Source organism: Roseivivax sp. CAU 1761, assembly GCF_054482755.1.
Window position 1 is genome coordinate 14,753 of record NZ_JBTLRM010000005.1, and the last position, 15,308, is coordinate 30,060.

Annotated in this window: 14 protein-coding genes and 1 tRNA gene; 7 read left to right on the top strand and 8 right to left on the bottom strand. The window is 72.0% G+C overall.

Annotation, left to right across the window (positions count from 1 at the left end; all coding sequences use genetic code 11):
- The first annotated feature begins 55 nt into the window (after window positions 1-55).
- The 7 genes from ACXYMW_RS04845 to scpB all read left to right on the top strand — a co-directional run bounded on the left by ACXYMW_RS04845 (window position 56) and on the right by scpB (window position 8,726).
- Window positions 56-1,216 (top strand): deoxyguanosinetriphosphate triphosphohydrolase, encoded by a 1,161-nt coding sequence (locus tag ACXYMW_RS04845; protein WP_459034169.1) that lies wholly within the window; start codon window positions 56-58, stop codon window positions 1,214-1,216.
- A gap of 74 nt (window positions 1,217-1,290) precedes the next feature.
- Window positions 1,291-3,120: a cation:proton antiporter gene (locus tag ACXYMW_RS04850; protein ID WP_459034170.1), complete on the top strand. Its 1,830-nt coding sequence runs from the start codon at window positions 1,291-1,293 to the stop codon at window positions 3,118-3,120.
- Window positions 3,121-3,373: 253 nt separating this feature from the next.
- Window positions 3,374-5,119, top strand: a complete 1,746-nt coding sequence (argS, locus tag ACXYMW_RS04855; RefSeq protein ID WP_459034171.1) for an arginine--tRNA ligase — start codon at window positions 3,374-3,376, stop codon at window positions 5,117-5,119.
- An 81-nt stretch (window positions 5,120-5,200) separates the two neighbouring features.
- A complete protein-coding gene (locus ACXYMW_RS04860) occupies window positions 5,201-6,196 on the top strand; it encodes an SPOR domain-containing protein (RefSeq protein WP_459034172.1) in 996 nt (331 codons plus the stop codon).
- Window positions 6,193-7,194 (top strand): glycoside hydrolase family 3 N-terminal domain-containing protein, encoded by a 1,002-nt coding sequence (locus ACXYMW_RS04865; protein WP_459034173.1) that lies wholly within the window; start codon window positions 6,193-6,195, stop codon window positions 7,192-7,194. The genes ACXYMW_RS04860 and ACXYMW_RS04865 overlap by 4 nt, the downstream gene beginning before the upstream one ends.
- 12 nt (window positions 7,195-7,206) lie before the next feature.
- Entirely contained in the window at window positions 7,207-8,025 is an 819-nt protein-coding gene (locus tag ACXYMW_RS04870) for a segregation and condensation protein A (protein ID WP_459034174.1), read from the top strand.
- Window positions 8,022-8,726, top strand: coding sequence for an SMC-Scp complex subunit ScpB (gene scpB / locus ACXYMW_RS04875; RefSeq protein WP_459034175.1), 705 nt, complete (start codon window positions 8,022-8,024; stop codon window positions 8,724-8,726). Before ACXYMW_RS04870 ends, scpB begins: the two co-directional genes overlap by 4 nt.
- Window positions 8,727-8,791: 65 nt before the next feature.
- Here scpB and ACXYMW_RS04880 read toward each other — a convergent pair whose 3' ends face one another.
- The 8 genes from ACXYMW_RS04880 to ACXYMW_RS04915 all read right to left on the bottom strand — a co-directional run bounded on the left by ACXYMW_RS04880 (window position 8,792) and on the right by ACXYMW_RS04915 (window position 15,244).
- Window positions 8,792-9,457 (bottom strand): DUF1236 domain-containing protein, encoded by a 666-nt coding sequence (locus tag ACXYMW_RS04880; RefSeq protein ID WP_459034176.1) that lies wholly within the window; start codon window positions 9,455-9,457, stop codon window positions 8,792-8,794.
- Between the two features lie 171 nt (window positions 9,458-9,628).
- Window positions 9,629-10,705 carry a 2'-deoxycytidine 5'-triphosphate deaminase gene (locus ACXYMW_RS04885; RefSeq protein ID WP_459034177.1) on the bottom strand — a complete coding sequence of 359 codons (1,077 nt, stop codon included), beginning with the start codon at window positions 10,703-10,705 and terminating at the stop codon, window positions 9,629-9,631.
- Window positions 10,706-10,790: 85 nt separating this feature from the next.
- A tRNA-Pro gene (locus ACXYMW_RS04890) sits at window positions 10,791-10,867 on the bottom strand.
- A gap of 70 nt (window positions 10,868-10,937) precedes the next feature.
- Window positions 10,938-11,729: a MerR family transcriptional regulator gene (locus ACXYMW_RS04895; RefSeq protein ID WP_459034178.1), complete on the bottom strand. Its 792-nt coding sequence runs from the start codon at window positions 11,727-11,729 to the stop codon at window positions 10,938-10,940.
- Between the two features lie 11 nt (window positions 11,730-11,740).
- Complete coding sequence (ihfA, locus tag ACXYMW_RS04900; RefSeq protein WP_459034179.1) at window positions 11,741-12,043, bottom strand: integration host factor subunit alpha; 303 nt, start codon at window positions 12,041-12,043, stop codon at window positions 11,741-11,743.
- 105 nt (window positions 12,044-12,148) lie between these two features.
- Window positions 12,149-13,990: an ABC-F family ATP-binding cassette domain-containing protein gene (locus tag ACXYMW_RS04905; RefSeq protein WP_459034180.1), complete on the bottom strand. Its 1,842-nt coding sequence runs from the start codon at window positions 13,988-13,990 to the stop codon at window positions 12,149-12,151.
- 31 nt (window positions 13,991-14,021) lie between these two features.
- A complete protein-coding gene (locus ACXYMW_RS04910; protein ID WP_459034181.1) occupies window positions 14,022-14,777 on the bottom strand; it encodes a GNAT family N-acyltransferase in 756 nt (251 codons plus the stop codon).
- Window positions 14,774-15,244, bottom strand: a complete 471-nt coding sequence (locus ACXYMW_RS04915) for an outer membrane protein assembly factor BamE (RefSeq protein WP_459034182.1) — start codon at window positions 15,242-15,244, stop codon at window positions 14,774-14,776. The genes ACXYMW_RS04910 and ACXYMW_RS04915 overlap by 4 nt, the downstream gene beginning before the upstream one ends.
- Between the last annotated feature and the right edge of the window lie 64 nt (window positions 15,245-15,308).

Genomic DNA, 15,308 nt, shown 5'->3' on the forward strand with positions numbered 1-15,308 from the left:
CCGGGCGCCTGCAATATATGGCCCTCCGGCACAGGCGACAAGGACGGCCCCCGAGATGACAGCGCCCTACGCATCCGATCCGGCGCAGAGCCGCGGCCGGCTTCACCCCGAACCGGAAAGCGCCTTCCGCTCCTGCTACCAGCGCGACCGCGACCGCATCATCCACGCCTCGGCGTTCCGCCGGCTGAAACACAAGACCCAGGTCTTCGTCGAGCATGAGGGCGACTTCTTCCGCACCCGGCTGACCCATTCCATCGAGGTGGCGCAGGTCGCCCGCACGATCTCCAACGCGCTCGGCCTCAATGTCGACCTGACCGAGGCGGTGGCGCTGGCGCACGATCTCGGCCACACGCCGTTCGGCCATACCGGGGAGGACGCGCTCGACGCGCTGATGCAGCCCTATGGCGGCTTCGACCACAACGCCCAGACCATCCGCATCGTCACCGCGCTGGAGCGCCATTACGCCGGCTTCGACGGTCTCAACCTGACCTGGGAGACGCTCGAGGGCATCGCCAAGCACAACGGCCCGGTGACCGGGGAGATCCCCTATGCGCTGGCCGAATACGTGGCGCGCCACGACCTCGAACTGGCGAGCCACGCCTCGGCCGAGGCGCAGGTCGCGGCGCTGGCCGACGACGTGGCCTACAACAACCACGACCTGCATGACGGGCTGCGCGCCGGGCTCTTCACCGAGGCCGAGATCGCCGCCCTGCCGGTGATCGCCGAGGCCTATGCCGAGGTCGATGCCGAATGGCCCGGGCTGGAGGCGTTCCGACGCCGCCACGAGGCCCTGCGCCGGGTCTTCGGCGCCATGGTGGGCGACGTGATCGAGACCTCGCGGGCGCGGCTCGCCGCGTCGGGCTGCGCCACCGCGCAGGACATCCGCGACCTCGGCCGCCCGGTCATCGCCTTCTCGGACGCCATGGCCGGGGCCATCCGCGCCATCCGCAGCTTCCTGTTCGGACGCATGTACCGCGCGCCCTCGGTGATGGCGCAGCGCGCCCGCGTCACCGAGGCGGTGGAGGACCTGTTCCCGATCTACCTCGCCCGGCCAGACCTTTTGCCGCGGCGCTGGCAGGCGGATATCGCGGCCGCCACCGACCGCACGGCCTTGGCGCGGCTGGTCGCGGACTACATTGCCGGCATGACCGACCGCTTCGCGCTGCAGAGTCATGCCGAACTGACCGGGCGCGACGTCCTGGCCGACCGGGTCTGACCGGCGGCCACGGCGGCGCGGGCGGCGGGCGGCGGGCGGCGCATCAGGGGACAACGGAACGAGGGGTGGTGCGAGTGGCGACGGGTGCGGAGGCGGGGCTGGCCCCGGTCTTGAGTTTCGCGCTGGTGGGCGCGTTGGGGGTGGGATCGCAATGGCTGGCCTGGCGGCTCCGGATGCCGGCCATCGTGCTGATGCTGGCCGCCGGCCTGCTGGTCGGGCCGGGGCTGCAGATCCTCGACCCGGGCCGCGATCTCGGCGAGCTGCTGCAGCCGATGATCGCCATCGCGGTGGCGATCATCCTGTTCGAGGGCGGGCTGAGCCTCGACATGCGCTCGCTCAAGGACGCGGCCACCGGGGTCACCCGTCTGGTGGTGATCGGCGCGCCGCTGGGCTGGGCGGCCTCGACCCTGGTGCTGCACTGGGTCGCCGGGCTGAGCTGGGCCACCGCCACGGTGTTCGGCGGCATCCTGATCGTCACCGGACCCACGGTGATCGCGCCGCTGCTGCGCCAGGCCCGGCTGCGCCGGCGCCCGGCGGCGCTCTTGCAATGGGAGGCCATCGTCAACGACCCGGTGGGCGCGCTGGCCGCGGTCCTGGCCTTCGAGGTGGTGCTGGTCCTGCACACCGCCACCGGCGCCGGCGAGGCGGTGCTGGACCTGCTCTTCGGCATCGCACTGGCGACCGCGCTGGGCCTGGCCGCGGGCTGGGGCCTGGCCCGCGCCTTCGCGCGCGGCAGGGTGCCGGAATACATGAAGGTGCCGGTGCTCTTCGTCGCGGTGCTCTTCGTCTTCGGCCTGTCGGATTATGTGCTGCACGAATCCGGCCTCTTGGCGGTGACGCTGATGGGGCTGCTGATCGCCAACGTGGAACTGCCCTCCTATACCGAGCTGCGCCGCTTCAAGGAGCAGGCGACGGTGCTGCTGGTCTCGGGCGTGTTCATCCTGCTCGCCGCCGGCATGGACCGCGAGACCCTGCTGAGCTTCGACTGGCGGGCGCTGTGGCTGATCCTGGCGATCATCCTGGTGGCGCGCCCGGCCGCGGTGCTGCTGTCGCTGGCGGGCTCCGACGTGCCCTGGCCGGAGCGGCTGCTGGTGGCCTTCACCGGCCCGCGCGGCGTGGTGCTGGTGGCGGTGGCCGGGCTCTTCGGCGAACGCCTGGCCGAGACCGGGATCGCCGACGGCGCGCAGATGGGGCCGCTGGCCTTCGCGCTGGTGGCCGCCACCGTGGTGCTGCACGGCTTCGCCCTGGCGCCAATGGCGCGGGCGCTGGGCCTGACCGCGGCGGACCGGCCCGGGGTGCTGATCGTCGGTGGCTCGGCCTGGTCGGTGGCCTTGGCCGAGGCGCTGAAGAAGCTCGACCTGCCGGTGATGATCGCCGACCCGAACCGCGCCCGGCTGCGCGCCGCCCGCGAGGCCGGGATCGAGACCTTCTGGGGCGACGTGCTCTCCGAGGAGGCCGAGCACCGGCTCGAACTGGTGCGCTACGAGCAGGTCATCGCGGCCTCCGACAACGACGCCATGAACACCCTCGTCACCACCGACCTGGCGCCGGAATTCGGCCGCGAGAAGGTCTTCCAGCTGCGCCGCCACGCCGAAGGCCAGGCCCGCCACACCCTGCCCGCGACGCTGGGCGGGCGGGCGATCGGCCCCAACGACACCTTCCTCGAGGCGCAGTCCCGCATCGCCAGCGGCTGGGAGTTCCGCACCACCCGGCTGACCGAGGCCTTCGGGCTCGAGGATTGGCGCGCCCGCAACCCCGAGGCGGTGCCGGTGGCCGAGATCGCCGCCCCGGGCGAGCTGCGCTTCCTCGGGCCCGAGGACGCCCCGGAGGATGCCGAGGACGTCCAGATCCTGGCCCTCGCCCCGGCCCGCGAGGAGCGCCGCGAGGCCGCCGGCCAGGCCTGACCCGGCCGCGGTCTCCCGCCCCCGCAGGCCGCCCTTCTTCTGAGCCGAAATATCCCGGGGGAGCCGCCGCAGGCGGCGGGGGCAGCGCCCCCATCCCCGCCCGCCGCCGCTGCAGACGGCCGGGCAGGAGCGCCCCCGGCCGTCTGCGCCCCCGGTCCCGGCGATCCGGGCCCGGCCGCCCGGCCCCGGGCCGCGCCGTTGACCCCGCCCCCCCGCGTGATATGACCGCCGCCGGCAGATCAAGGTGACGTTCATGAACCTCTTTTCCGAAATCGGCACGCTGGTGACCGGCGCGATCGGCGCGCTCGAGGCCGAGGGCGCGCTGCCCGGCGGTCTCGATCTCGGGCCGGTCACGGTGGAGCCGCCGCGCGACGCCAGCCACGGCGACATGGCGACCAACGCCGCGATGGTGCTGGCCAAGCCCGCGGGCCGCAAGCCGCGCGACATCGCCGAGGCGCTGGTCGCCCGGCTGGCCGCCGATCCGCGCATCGTCTCGGCCGAGGTGGCCGGGCCGGGCTTCATCAACCTGCGGCTCGCCCCGGCGGTCTGGCAGGGTGTCGCCCGCACGGTACTGGAGGCCGGCGAGGCCTATGGCCGCGCCACGCTGGGGCGGGGGCGCCGGGTCAATGTGGAATACGTCTCGGCCAACCCGACCGGGCCCCTGCATGTCGGCCATACCCGCGGCGCGGTGTTCGGCGACGCGCTGGCGGCGCTGATGGATTATGCCGGCTGGGAGGTCACCCGCGAATACTACATCAACGATGGCGGCGCCCAGGTCGACGTGCTCGCCCGCTCGGTCTACCTGCGCTATCTCGAGGCGCATGGCCGCGAGGTCGAGTTCGCCGACGGCACCTATCCGGGCGATTACCTGATCGCCGTCGGGCAGGCGCTGAAGGACGAGGTCGGCGACGCCTTCGTCGATGCCGGCGAGGACGAGTGGCTGGAGACCGTGCGCGCCTTCGCCACCGAGAAGATGATGGACCTGATCCGCGAGGACCTGCATCTCCTCGGCGTGCGCATGGACCGCTTCTTCTCGGAGAAGTCGCTCTACGGCACCGGCCGCATCGAGGAGGCGATCGAGACCCTGCGCGGCAAGGGCCTGATCTACCGCGGCACGCTGGAGCCCCCCAAGGGCAAGCTGCCGGAGGATTGGGAGCCGCGCGAGCAGACGCTCTTCAAGTCCACCGCCCATGGCGACGACGTCGACCGCCCGATCATGAAATCGGATGGCGGCTGGACCTATTTCGCCCCCGACATCGCCTATCACTGGGACAAGGTGAGCCGCGGCTACGACCTGCTGATCGACGTCTTCGGCGCCGATCACGGCGGCTACGTCAAGCGCATGAAGGCGGCGGTGGCGGCGCTGTCGGACGCCCGCGTGCCGCTCGACATCAAGCTCTGCCAGCTGGTCAAGCTCTACAAGAACGGCGAGCCCTTCAAGATGTCGAAGCGCGCCGGCACCTTCGTCACCCTGCGCGACGTGGTCGAGGAGGTGGGTGCCGACGTCACCCGCTTCGTGATGCTGACCCGCAAGAACGACGCGGCGCTCGACTTCGACTTCGCCAAGGCGGTGGAGCAGTCGAAGGAAAACCCGGTCTTCTACGTGCAATACGCCCATGCCCGGGTGCATTCGGTGCTGCGCAAGGCGCGCGAGGCCGGGCTCGACGTCTCCGACGCGGCGCTGGCCGGGGCCGATCTGGCGCGGCTCGAGGACGCCGCCGAGATCGCCGTGGCGCGCAAGCTGGCGGAATGGCCGCGGCTGGTGGAGATCGCCGCCAAGGGCCACGAGCCGCACCGCGTGGCCTTCTACCTCTACGACCTGGCCTCCGAATTCCACACCCTGTGGAACCGCGGCAACGACGTGCCGGCTCTGCGCTTTCTGCAGGACGGCGATCCGGACACGTCGGCGGCCAAAATCGCGCTGGCGCGCGCGGTCTCGGTTGTCATTTCGGCCGGCCTCGGTATTTTGGGCGTCACCCCGGTCGAGGAAATGCGCTGAGATAACAGCGCCCGCCGGCGGTCGAGATCGAGCAGGACAGCGGCCGCCCCGGATCGCCGGAGGGGCCGAAGCGAGGCAGTGATGGCGGAGACCTACCAGGCCGGTCCGGTGACCGGCGTCGCACCCGGTCACGGATTGGCCCAGGGCATGATCGACGGCATCGCGCGCTGGACCAAGCGGTCGGGCGCAGTGATGTCGCTGGCGCTGATGCTGGGCATCGGCGTCTGGGGCACACAGCAGGTGCTGCGCGACGTCTCGGGCGTGCCGGTGGTGCTGGCCACCGAGGGCCCGATGCGGCTGGCGCCCGAGGATCCCGGCGGCCGGTTCGCCGACCATCTGGGCCTCGCGGTCAACGCCGTGGCGGGGCTCGGCCTGGCCGAGGGCTCGGCCGAGACGCTGCGCCTGGCCCCCGAGATGGCCGGGCTCAGCGACGAGGATCTGGCGCAGGCGGCCTTTGCCGCCGCGGAGGCCGAGGAGACTGCGGCCGACGCCCCCGGCCCGGCGCCGCTGCCCAGCCTGTCGGAGCTGACCGCCTCGGCCTATCCCGATCCCACCGGGCGCGACCTCGCCGCCGCGGCGCCGAAGCCGCCGCGCGAGGACGAGGCGACCGCCGCCAGCATCGATTCCGTTCTGGCCGAGGTGCTGGGCGTTGCGCAGCCGGTGCTCGCCGCGGCCATCGTGCCGGCCTCGGTGCCCGGCGTCGCGGTGTCGCTGCGGCCGTCGATCCGCCCGGCCGGGGTCTACCGCGCGGTGGCGCTGGCCCCGGAACGCGCCCGCCCGGCCGAACCCGCGGCGGTGAAGGAGATCGCCTCGGAGACGCTGTCGGCCGGCACCCGGCTGGTCCAGCTCGGGGCCTTCGACAGCCCCGAGACGGCGCGCCGCGAATGGCAGCGCCTGTCCGGCCGCTTCGAGGCCTTCATGGCCAACAAGGTGCGGGTGATCGAGCAGGCGAGTTCGGGCGGCAAGACCTTCTACCGCCTGCGCGCGCACGGCTTCGACGACCTGTCGGATGCGCGCCGGTTCTGCGCCGCCTTCGTGGCCGAGAAGGCCGATTGCATCCCGGTGGTCACCCGGTGAGCCGCTTCGGGGCGGCCATCCTGGGCTGCGCCGGCCTCGATCTCGGCGCGGAGGAGCGGCGGCTCTTCCGCGAGGCCAACCCGTTCGGCTTCATCCTGTTCGGCCGCAATCTCGGCGACGCGGAGCAGATCCGCGCGCTGTGCGCCGATCTGCGCGATGCGGTGGGCTGGCACGCGCCGATCTTCATCGACCAGGAGGGCGGCCGGGTGCAGCGCCTGCGCCCGCCGCTTGGGCGGGACTGGGCGCCGCCGCTCTATTTCGTGCGCCGGTACGGAGCAATGGCGGGCCGCGCCATGTATCTGCGCTACCGCATCATCTCGGCCGAGCTGACGGCGCTCGGGATCGACGGCAATTGTGCCCCGATGCTCGACGTGGCGCGCCCGGACACCCACCATTTCCTGCGCAACCGCTGCTACGGCGAAACCGCCGCCGAGGTCATCGAGATGGGCTGCGCGGTGGCCCAGGGCTGCCTCGACGGCGGCGTCTTCCCGGTCATCAAGCACCTGCCGGGCCACGGCCTGGCCGAGGCCGACAGCCATCTCGACCTGCCGCGCATCCGGGCCGGCGCCGAGGAGCTCGCGGCGGTGGATTTCGCCGCCTTTCGGCCCTTTGCCGACCTGCCGCTCGGGATGACCGCGCATCTGGTCTACGAGGCCTTCGATGCCCGCCCGGCCACCGTCTCGGAACGGATGATCGGCGTGATCCGCGACGATCTGGGCTTCGGCGGGCTGCTGATGACCGACGACATCTCGATGCAGGCGCTGTCGGGCAGCGTCGCCGACCGGGCGCGCCGCAGCCTCGCGGCCGGATGCGACGTGGTCCTGCATTGCAACGGCGACGCCGCCGAGATCGCCGCGGTGATGGCCGAGGCGGGCACGATGAGCGCCGCGGCCCAGACCCGGGCCGAGGCGGCGCTGGCGGCGCGGCCCACGGTGCCCGAACTTGACTTGGCGGGCCTGAGCGCCGAACTTGACGGCCTGTCGTCGGAACGGGACTGAGGCCGCGCCAGCATGACCGAGGCCGAGGGTTCAGGGCAGGGCGGCAAGCCCGGAGCGGAGATCGCGCATCTCAGCGTGGCCGACCGGCTGGCCGCCGAGGCGCTGATCGTCGATGTCGACGGCTTCGAGGGGCCGCTCGACCTGCTGCTGACGCTGTCGCGGACCCAGAAGGTCGATCTGCGCCGCATCTCGGTGCTCGACCTCGCTAGGCAATACCTCGCCTTCGTGGAGAATGCCCGCGACCTGCGGATCGAGCTGGCCGCCGATTACCTCGTCATGGCGGCCTGGCTGGCCTTCCTGAAATCGCGCCTGCTGTTGCCCCCCGATCCCGAGGAGGAGGGCCCCTCGGGCGAGGAGATGGCCGCGCATCTGGCCTTCCAGCTGGAGCGTTTGCAGGCCATGCGCGACGCCGCGGCGCGGCTGATGGCGCGCGACCGGCTGGGCCGTGACGTCTTTGCCCGCGGCGGCCCCGATCCGGTGGAACGGGTGCGCCGGGTGGCCTACTGCGCCACCCTGCTGGAGCTGATGCAGGCCTATGCGCGGCTGCGCACCCGCGACGAGTTCCGCCCCTTCGTGCTGGACCGCGACCGGATCTACACGATGGAGCAGGCGCTGGAGCGGCTGCGCGGGCTGATCGGCTTTGCCGGCAGCTGGACCGACATCGCGGGCTACCTGCCGGAAGATTGGCGCGACGACCCGGTCAAGCGCCGCTCGGCCACCGCGGCGACCTTCGCGGCGTCGCTGGAACTGGTCAAGGAAGGCCGCGTGGAACTGCGCCAGTCCGCCACCTTCGCGCCGATCGAGCTGCGCCGCCGGGAGCGCGACAGATGAGCGACGAGGCGTTCGAGGACGAGCCGGAAGACACCGCCGGCGCGGCGGCGCGGGCGCCACGGCCGGGCGGGAGCTTCCCGCCGCCGCCGCTGGCCGAGCAGGAGCGCATGGTCGAGGCCCTGCTCTTCGCCGCCCCCGAGCCGCTGAGCGTGCGTGCGCTGAACGACCGGCTGCCGGTCGGCTCGGACGCCGCCGAGGCGCTGGCGCTGCTGCGCCGGCGCTACGAGGGCCGCGGCGTGCACCTGATGCGGGCCGGCGACGGCTGGGCCTTCCGCACCGCGCCCGATCTCGGCTTCCTGATGCGCGAAGAGACCGTCGAGACCCGCAAGCTCAGCCGCGCCGCCATCGAGACGCTGGCGATCATCGCCTACCACCAGCCGGTGACACGGGCCGAGATCGAGGAGATCCGCGGCGTCACGGTCAGCCGCGGCACCGTCGACCAGCTGATGGAGATGGAATGGATCCGGCTGGGCCGCCGCCGCATGACGCCCGGCCGCCCGGTGACCTTCGTGGTGACCGACCGGTTCCTCGACCATTTCGGGCTGGAATCGGCGCGCGACCTGCCCGGGCTCAAGGAGTTGCGCGCCGCGGGCCTGCTGGAAAGCCGGCCGCCGCCCGACATGGCGCCGCGGCTCGGCGAGGGCGACGCCGATGCCGAGGAGGCCGCCGATACCGGGCAGAGCGAGCTGTTCGAGGATTGAGCGCGCTCGGACGCAAAAAAGCCCCGGCCGAAGCCGGGGCTTTCTTGGTCTCTGTCAGATCGCGATCAGCGCAGCACGTGCACGATGCGGCGGTTCTCCGGGTCGATGACCACGGTCTGCTGGTTCACGTTCAGGTAGGAGAAGTCGCTCTCCGGAACCGAATAGACCTCGATGTCTTCCGGGATGCCGGCGCCGACGGCCACTTCGCCGTTGAGATAGACCGGCTCGACCGGGTTCTCGCGGACATAGGTCACGGTCTTCTCCTCTACGGTGCTGGCGGCACCGGTGGCGGCACCGATGATCGCGCCTGCGGCGACGGCGGCGGGGCCACCGACCAACAACGACCCGGCAGCGGCACCCCAAGCGGCGCCGGCGCTGCCGCCCACGGCCTTGTTGCCGTCGTCATAGGTCACGGTCTGGATTTCCACCGAGGAGGGCGCCTCGGTCAGGACCATCGGCTCGTTCTCCACCGGGGTGGTCAGGTAGGCGGCATAGGCCCAGCCGGTCTGACCGTCGAAGGTGACTTCGCACCATTCGGTGTTCTCCAGGCAGCCATTCACGTCGACTGCGGTTTCGGCGGGAATGACCCCCTGGATCTCGTATTGCGGCCCGGGACCGGAGCGGAAGTTGAGATCGGTGGTGGCGGAGGCGCTCATGGCGGCCAAGGCGGGGCTGGCCAGAAGACCGGCGATCAGGGTCGTAGACAGCGCGACATTTTTCTTAGACAGCATGGATAACTCCTATCGTCTTATGAAAAGGCGAGTGCCTTTCGGTGTGACAAACGAGCTATCCGGGGGCTGGTTCCGCGGCGCAGGCGGAGGAATGCCGAAAATCGGAACTATTTCGCCGATCCCCGGGGGCATCGGCGAAGATTGGCCGCAAGATCCCGGAAACAAACGGTTTCAGATTCGGAAATGCTTTCCGAGCTTGAGCCCCTGACCCTGGTAGTTGGAGGCAATGCCGGCGCCGTAAAGCTGGGCCGGAGTTTCCGCCATCCTTTCGTAAAGCAGCCGGCCCACGACCTGGCCGTGTTCGAGCACGAAGGGCGCCTCGTGGCAGCGCACCTCGAGCACGCCGCGGGCGCCGCCGCCGCCGGCCGGGGCATGTCCGAAACCGGGATCGAAGAATCCCGCGTAATGCACGCGGAATTCGCCCACCATGGCCAGATAGGGGGCCATTTCGGCGGCATAGCCCGGCGGGATGTGCACCGCCTCGCGGCTGACCAGGATGTAGAAGGCGTCGGGGTCGAGGATGATCCGCCCGTCGCGGCTGCGCACTTCTTCCCAGAACTCGGCGGCCGGGTAGTGGCCGACGCGGTCGAGGTCGACCACCCCGGTATGCGGCTTGGCGCGGTAGCCCACGAGGTCGCCGCGCTCGGGGCGCAGATCGACCGAGAAGCCCAGCCCGTCGCGGATCACCGCCGGCCCGCCGCTGACCAGGGTCTCGGCGGCGTGCAGCGCCTCGAGCTCGCCATCGTCGAGCAGCGCGCGGCCCTCGCGGAAGCGGATCTGGTTGAGCCGCATGCCGGGCCGCACCAGCACCGAGAAGGAGCGCGGGCAGATCTCGGCATAGAGCGGCCCGCGATAGCCCGCCGGGATGCGGTCGAACTCGGTCCCGCCATCGGTGATCGTGCGGGTGAGCAGGTCGAGCCGGCCGGTCGAGGACTTGGCGTTGGCCACGGCCGAGAGGCCCTCGGGCAGGGCGAGATGCTCCTGCAGCGGCACGACGTAGACGCAGCCCTTCTCGAGCACGGCGCCGGGGCCGAGATCGACGCGGTGCATCTCGAACTCGGCGAGCCGTTCGGCGACGCTGCGGGTCTCCCCGGCGAGGAACGAGGCGCGGACCCGGTGCGCCACCGGCCCGAGCCGGAGATCGAGGCTCGCCGGCTGGACCTGGCCCGCCACCGGCGGGGCATCGCTGCGGATGGCGCCCCGGTCAAGGAGCGTCTCGATCTGCTGGCTGGCTAGGACCCCGGTCATCGCACCTCCCCATACGGACGGCGCGCGTCCGTGATCCGGACCCGAACGGCTGCGCCGGACGGTCCGGCGAGAAATTGGGAGAATTTGGTCGGGCTAGCAGGACTTGAACCTGCGACCTTCCGTCCCCCAGACGGACGCGCTACCAGGCTGCGCCATAGCCCGACTTTCGCCGTGTGTTTACAGGTTCTGCCGACAGGGGCAACCCCTTTCGGCAGGGAAATCGCGGCGCGTCTCACGCCCCGTCGAACAGCCGTTCCAGCCGCTGCACGAGCGGCCGCATGGCGTGCGCCCGGTCGGGGGCGATGCGGGTCAGATGGCCAAGGTAATGCAGCGGTCCGGGGGCGGGCTCCGCGGGCTCATCGGGCGCCTCGGCGCGTTCGGAGAACGGCCGGGCCAGGAAATCCGGCAGGTCCGGCTGCGCGGAGGCGCCCTCCGGGCGGGCGGGGGCCGGGCCGGCCGCATCCGCGTCGCTCGGCGCGGCAGCTTCGGGCGCCGGGGCGTCCGGCCGGGCCGCGGATGCCGCGTCCTCCGCGGCCGGGGCCGCCTCGTCCTCGCCCTGCTCGGCGCCGGCCTCGGCGCGCCCCCCGCCCGGCCGCGGGTCGGTCATCTCCGCCGCGACCGGAGCGCGGGCCGGGGTGCGCGTGCCGGCGCGCGGGGCCGGGGCGAAGGGCACCACGCGGGCCTCGCGCTGCTCCTCCTCGGCCTCGAGCGCGATCGGCGCATCGGCGATGTCCGCGTCCTGGTCGCGGTCGACCGGCGGCGACAGCGCCGCCACGGCCTTCACGCCGCGTTCCGAGAGCAGCTTCTGCACGCCCTTGATGGTCATGCCGTCCTCGTGCAGGAGCTGCTTGATGCCGCCCAGCAGCGTCATGTCGGAGGGCCGGTAATAGCGCCGCCCGCCGGCGCGCTTCACCGGCTTGACCTGGGTGAACTTGCTCTCCCAGAACCGCAGCACGTGGGCCGGCGTGTCGAGCCATTCCGCCACCTCGCTGATGGTGCGGAAGGCGTCGGGGGATTTGGTCATCGGTCGAGGCCTCAGCGTTTGTTGCCGGCGGCGACGCGGTCCTTCATCAGATGCGACGGCCGGAAGGTCAGGACGCGGCGGGGCTGGATGGGCACCTCCTCGCCGGTCTTAGGGTTGCGGCCGATCCGGGCGGCCTTGTCGCGCACCGAGAAGGTGCCGAAGGACGAGATCTTCACCTGTTCGCCGGCCACCAGGGCGTCGGACATGTGCTGCAGCACCGCCTCGACCAGATCGGCGCTTTCGTTGCGCGACAATCCGACCTCGCGGAACACGGCTTCGCTCAGATCCATCCGCGTGAGCGTTTTTTCACCCATCCGTATCCCTCCCCGGTTTGGCGAAGCATGGGGCGGCGGCTTTTCAAAGTCAATATCAAGGGCTTGCAGCGCGGGGCCGGAGCGGCGGATTATCCGCCCGCCGCCTCATCCTTCGGCGCGTTCGGCCAGGTCGAGCCATTCCTCCTCGGCGGCGGCGAGTTTCACCTGGCGTTCGGCCAGCGCCTCGCCGGCCTTGCGGAACTTCACCGGCTCGCGGCTGAAGAGATCGGGATCGGCGAGCAGCGCGTTCAGCTTGCCGATCTCGGCCTCGAGCCGGGCGATCTCGTCGGGCAGCGCGGCCAGCCGGTGGCGCTCGGTAAAGCTCAGCCCGGCCGTCGCGGCGGACCCTTGGGCCGCCGGCGCGGACGGCGCGGGCGCGGCCGGGGCGGGCCTGGCCGGCTTGGCGGGTTTGCGGGCCGGCTCGGGCGCGGGGGCGCTGGCCCGGCGTTGCGCCTGGTAATCGCTCCAGCCACCGGCATAGACCACGGCGCGGCCATCGCCCTCCATCGCCACCGTGGTGGTGGCCACCCGGTCGAGGAAGTCGCGGTCGTGGCTGATCAGCAGCACCGTGCCGTCATACTCGCCCAGCAGATCCTGCAGCAGATCCAGCGTCTCGACGTCGAGGTCGTTGGTCGGCTCGTCGAGCACCAGGAGGTTCGATTCCCGCGCCATGATCTTGGCGAGGAGCAGCCGCGCCCGTTCGCCGCCCGAGAGCGAGCGCACCGGCGCGCGGGCGCGCGCCTCGTCGAACAGGAAGTCCTTGAGATAGGCCACGACGTGGCGCGGCTCGCCGCGCACCAGCACCTGGTCGGCCTTGCCCGAGACCCGCATCTCCGGGTCGCCGGTCAGGTTCTCCCACAGGCTGGCCTCCGGATCGAGCCGCGCCCGGGTCTGGTCGAAGACCGCCGGCACCAGCGAGGTGCCAAGGCTGACGGTCCCGGCATCCGGCTCAACCTCGCCCGTCAACATCTTGATCAGCGTGGTCTTTCCCACGCCGTTCGGACCGACGAAGGCGACCCGGTCGCCGCGCAGCACGCGCAGCGAGAAATCGCTGAGCAGGGTGCGGCCGTCATAGGTCTTGGCGATCCGCTCGGCCTCGATGACCTTCTTGCCGGAGGTCGGCCCGGAGGCCAGCTCCATCGCCGCGGTGCCCTGGCGGCGGATCATCGCGGCGCGCTCGGCGCGCAGGTCCTGCAGCGCCCGGACCCGGCCCTGGTTGCGCTTGCGGCGGGCGCTGATGCCCTCGACCGCCCAGCGGGCCTCGGCCTTGATCTTGCGGTCCATCTTGTGGCGCTGCGCGTCCTCCTCGGCCCAGACCTTGTCGCGCCAGGCCTCGAACTGGGCAAAGCCCGCCTCCTGCCGGCGCACCGCGCCGCGGTCGATCCACAGCGTGGCGCGGGTCAGCTCGCTGAGGAAGCGGCGGTCGTGCGAGATCAGCACGAAGGCCTTGCGGGTCGCCCGCAGCGTCTCCTCGAGCCAGCCGATGGCGGCGATGTCGAGATGGTTGGTGGGCTCGTCGAGCAGCATCAGGTCCGGATCCTCGGCCATGATCCGCGCCAGCGCCGCGCGCCGCCGCTCGCCGCCCGAGGCGGTGGCGGTGTCACGGCCGGGATCGAAGGCGAGGCCCTCGGCCGCGGCCTCGACGCGCCAGGCCTCGGCCGCATCGAGCCGTTCGGCGGCATAGTCGCCCAGCGTGGCGAAGCCGGCGAAATCCGGGTCCTGCTCCATGTAGCCGACGCTGATCCCCGGCGGCACCACGCGGGTGCCGGCATCGGCCTCGACGCGGCCCGACATGACCTTCATCAGGGTCGACTTGCCCGAGCCGTTGCGGCCCACCAGCGCCACCCGGTCGCCGGGCTGGACCACCAGCGAGAGGTCGGAGAATACCGGATCGCCGCCGAAGGTCAGCGCGATGTCGGACAATTGCAGAAGGGGTGCCTGTGCCATGCGCCGCCGCTAGCGCCGGGCGGCGGCGCGGTCAAGCATCGCCGGCGGCGAGCGCGCGCAGCAGCCGGGCCCGGCCGGGCGGGATGCGCGCCACCTCGACGCCGACGAAGACGTGCAGCGTGTCGAGATCGGCATCGATGACGGCGAAGTCCGAGACCCAGCCGCCGAGCGCCAGGTAGCTGCGCAGAAGCGGCGGCAGGGCGCTGGGGTCGGGCGCTCCGCCGGGCCGGGCGGCAAAGCGGTGGACCGGCGCCGGGCCGGGGGCGGGGCGCCAGCGCTCGGGCGCCATATGATCCTTGGCCAGCGCCGCCAGGGCGCCGACATGGCGCGCCGGGTCGGCGCCGACGAAGGAGGCGCAGCCGAAGAGCAGCCCGGCGCCCCGGCGGTCGACCTCGGCACCGATCGCCGCCCAGGCGAGGCGCAGAAGGTCGGGATCGGGCCGGCCCGGACTGAGGCAGAAGCGCCCGAGCTCCAGCATCGGCGCCGGGAAGGCGCCGAGGCGCGTCAGGTCGTAGAATTGCCCGGCATAGGACTGCGTGATCTCGGTGCCGTGCCAGGACCGCAGGCGGAACACCGCGCGCGGCGCGCCGCCCTCGCGCGGCTCCACCAGCATGTGCTGGCTCGCCGCGTCATGGCGGTCGGCATCGGCATCGGCGGCCGCGGCGCGGGGCCGGAAGGCGCTGCTGCGCAGGGCCAGCGCCGCGGTCCGGTCGGCGGCGTCGCGCGCCGCCCGCACCCGGTAGCGGCCGCGCACCAGATCCGGCGGCAGGGCCTCGGCCCGGCTCACTGCGAGCGCAGCAGTTCCGTGGTGTCGAGCCGCCCGATATTGCCGAACAGCTTGCGGATGAAGCTGATGTCGCCGCCGCCGGAGCGGGTCACCCGGCGCGACAGCGGCACGACGCGGCCATGCTCCAGCCCGTAACGCTCGATGCCCGCGACGGTGTCGTCGGCGGCGAAGGTGATCGCCACCACCTCGCGGTCGACGATCTCGGGCTCCTGCCAGGCGAAGTGCCGCATCCGCGACGCCACGTAATAATAGCCGGCGCCGTCGCTGAGCCCGGTCACGCCGGGCACGCCGACCGAGGATTCGACGGTGGCGCGGGTGTCGATCCCGGGCACCAGCTCGGCCAGTTCACGCTCCTCGGGAACGTAGCCGTGATTGCGGAACTGCGCCGAGCAGGCGGCAAGCGTCAGCAGGCCGGCCGCGCATGCGACCCGGCCCGCGCGCCGGATGATAGAGCCCTTGCCGAGCATGCCGCCCCTCTTGTCATTGGACGTTTTCGCCTTTTATTCCGCTTACAGAAGGAAATCGTGGCGA

Excerpts from the sequence above, each read along its gene's own strand:
- ACXYMW_RS04885 (WP_459034177.1), bottom strand. The coding sequence starts at position 10,705 with ATGACCGGGGTCCTAGCCAGCCAGCAGATCGAGACGCTCCTTGACCGG.
- ACXYMW_RS04870 (WP_459034174.1), top strand. The coding sequence starts at position 7,207 with ATGACCGAGGCCGAGGGTTCAGGGCAGGGCGGCAAGCCCGGAGCGGAG.
- ACXYMW_RS04895 (WP_459034178.1), bottom strand. The coding sequence starts at position 11,729 with ATGACCAAATCCCCCGACGCCTTCCGCACCATCAGCGAGGTGGCGGAA.
- ACXYMW_RS04845 (WP_459034169.1), top strand. The coding sequence starts at position 56 with ATGACAGCGCCCTACGCATCCGATCCGGCGCAGAGCCGCGGCCGGCTT.
- argS (WP_459034171.1), top strand. The coding sequence starts at position 3,374 with ATGAACCTCTTTTCCGAAATCGGCACGCTGGTGACCGGCGCGATCGGC.
- ACXYMW_RS04905 (WP_459034180.1), bottom strand. The coding sequence starts at position 13,990 with ATGGCACAGGCACCCCTTCTGCAATTGTCCGACATCGCGCTGACCTTC.
- ACXYMW_RS04860 (WP_459034172.1), top strand. The coding sequence starts at position 5,201 with ATGGCGGAGACCTACCAGGCCGGTCCGGTGACCGGCGTCGCACCCGGT.
- ACXYMW_RS04880 (WP_459034176.1), bottom strand. The coding sequence starts at position 9,457 with ATGCTGTCTAAGAAAAATGTCGCGCTGTCTACGACCCTGATCGCCGGT.
- scpB (WP_459034175.1), top strand. The coding sequence starts at position 8,022 with ATGAGCGACGAGGCGTTCGAGGACGAGCCGGAAGACACCGCCGGCGCG.
- ACXYMW_RS04915 (WP_459034182.1), bottom strand. The coding sequence starts at position 15,244 with ATGCTCGGCAAGGGCTCTATCATCCGGCGCGCGGGCCGGGTCGCATGC.
- ihfA (WP_459034179.1), bottom strand. The coding sequence starts at position 12,043 with ATGGGTGAAAAAACGCTCACGCGGATGGATCTGAGCGAAGCCGTGTTC.